This is a genomic window from Cobetia sp., assembly GCF_983723665.1.
In genome coordinates, this window is sequence record NZ_CFDJES010000050.1 from 17647 (window position 1) to 19914 (window position 2268).

The 2268-nt window shown below is 66.5% G+C and carries 2 protein-coding genes; one reads left to right on the forward strand and one right to left on the reverse strand.

Translation table 11 applies throughout. The features are described from left to right. Positions 1 to 10 precede the first annotated feature (10 nt). Positions 11 to 436: a hypothetical protein gene (locus AC4FAH_RS07085; protein ID WP_043336524.1), complete on the reverse strand. Its 426-nt coding sequence runs from the start codon at positions 434 to 436 to the stop codon at positions 11 to 13. A gap of 120 nt (positions 437 to 556) precedes the next feature. On the opposite strand from AC4FAH_RS07085, the gene AC4FAH_RS07090 reads away from it, so the two are divergent. Then, entirely contained in the window at positions 557 to 1711 is a 1155-nt protein-coding gene (locus AC4FAH_RS07090) for a MalY/PatB family protein (RefSeq protein WP_225347373.1), read from the forward strand. The last annotated feature ends 557 nt before the right edge of the window (positions 1712 to 2268 follow it).

The window sequence follows — 2268 nt, forward strand, 5'->3', positions numbered from 1 at the left end:
ATCGACGCGGCTAGATCAGCCGCTGGTGCGTCAGGTCTTGCCAGGCGGCTTCGATGGGCCAGGCCAGCGGCTGACGCAGGTGTTCCGGCAGCGCCATCAGGGCGGCCGTGGGACTGTCGTGTTCGCGCATGCGCAACCAGCAATAGGCCCAGGCGCAGGCGTCATCAGGGCCCTGCGGCACCGGGCGTGCCGGCATCTGCATCAACAGGAACAGCGCTGCCTTGGGGGCCCACAGCGGCGCACCGCCCTCGGCGGCCCACTGCTCCAGCGTCTCGCCATCGGGATTGCTGGCGGGCTGGCCAAGACTTGCGACGCGCGCGGTATCGGCCAGCAGCACGGCGAGGCGCTCGCTGTCGCCACGGCCATGGGTCAGCCAGGCACGCAACAGACCGGGCAGCCCGCGCTGGGCCTGTGGGTAAAAGGTGTCTTCAGACATGCACAAAGCCTTATGCTGTAGTTGGTCCACAGGTATTCTTCTCGCCGCCCGAGGGCGACGTGAGTCGAGCGCACTGCTCGCGTTGCCTGCCAAATTTGCCCGCCACAGGGAGACTCCATCTTGCCATTCGATTTCATCACCCCGCTCGATCGACGCCAGTATCCTTCCCAGAAGTGGGATCGCTACGCCTCGGACGTCATGCCCCTCTGGATCGCCGACATGGACTTCAGCGCCCCGCCCGCCGTGACGCGAGCGCTGGCCGAGCGAGTGGCGCACCCGGTCTACGGCTATGCCAAGCCGTCGGAGGGCCTCGATGACAGCCTGTGTGACTGGAGTCGCGAGCATTATGGCTGGGAGGTGCCGCGTGACTCCATCGTCTGGCTGCCGGGCGTGGTGCCGGCCTTGCATCTGGCCAGTCTGGCATTGACCTCTCCCGGCGCGGGCGTGGTCACGACGACCCCGATCTACCCGCCCTTCCTCAAGGTGGCCCAGAAGACCGGGCGACTGGCGCAGATGGCACCGCTGGCAGAGCCCGAGACACAAGGCGGCCCCTGGCGTCTGGATCTGGAGGCGCTGGAAGCGGCCATCACCCCCGAGACCGAGCTGCTGCTATGGTGCCACCCGCACAATCCTACCGGCCGCGTCTGGCGCGAGGAAGAGCTCGAGGCGCTGGCGGAGCTGGTCGAGCGTCACGATCTGCTGGTGGTCTCCGATGAGCTGCATGCTGATCTGGTGGTGGACCCGACGGCCCGCCATATTCCGCTGGCCAGCCTGAACGAGCGACTGGCGGCGCGCTGCGTGACCCTGTGGGCGCCCTCCAAGACCTTCAACACCGCCGGGCTGACGTTCGCCTGCGCGGTGATCACCGATCCCAAGCTGCGTGCACGCTTCACCGGCGCCGCCAATGGCTTGATGCCCGATACCAATGTGCTGGGCATGGCCGCGACCGAAGCGGCGTGGCGCGAGGGCGAGCCGTGGCGTCAGGAGTTGCTGGGCGTGTTGCGTGACAACCTCGATCTGCTGGAAAGCCATGTGGCACGTTGGGACGGTGTCAGCATGTCGCGCCCGCAGGCCACCTATCTGGCCTGGCTCGATATGCGCAAGGCAGGGCTCGGGGAGTCTCCGCAGCAGACCCTGCTCGAGGAATGCGATGTCGCGCTGTCGGATGGCGCAGACTTCGGCTGGCCGGGCTTCGTGCGCTTGAACTACGGCACCACGCGCGTGCAGCTGGAGAAGGCGCTGCAGCAGATGGATGAGCGCCTGCAGAAAGGCTGAGGTTGGCGAAGGGATCGCGGGGGCGAGCGAAGCGACCGAGAAGGGGGGGGGCGACAGTACCGGAGTTGATCTGGGTCAGTCTGCGGCGTTTCGTTGGCAGCTATCGCTCATCGCAAACTTGAATTGAGAATCATTATCGTCAACTCTGAAGTCAGGCCGCTCATCGGGAGGGGCTTGTCATCAGGAGATGCGACGATGAGACATGAGGTGGCAGAGACGCCGCGACAGGGGCGGCCAGCAAGCAGGGATGCAGGCGTGACGGCCTGTCGTGAATGGTGTTGTCAGGGCGGGAGCCTGCGCCTGGCGCGTTCGTCGCCGCCATCTTCCCGCTGCCGTGCTCCCGCGGCGTCATCTGCCACCCCGTCTGCGCCAGACGCCGTGAAGTCTGCGGGCCAGGAACTAGAGGTGGACTTTCCGCCCAGCGTGCGCGAATCGCGTGCTCGCCCCTCGCTTCTCAAGGGCTGGAGCCGTCGTTAGCCCTTGAGTCGGCGCGACGGCAGGCCCTCAATGACAAGGCCCCGCTTCCTTTACCGGAGGCGGGGCCTTGTCGTCTGCGT

Excerpts from the sequence above, each read along its gene's own strand:
- AC4FAH_RS07085 (WP_043336524.1), bottom strand. The coding sequence starts at position 436 with ATGTCTGAAGACACCTTTTACCCACAGGCCCAGCGCGGGCTGCCCGGT.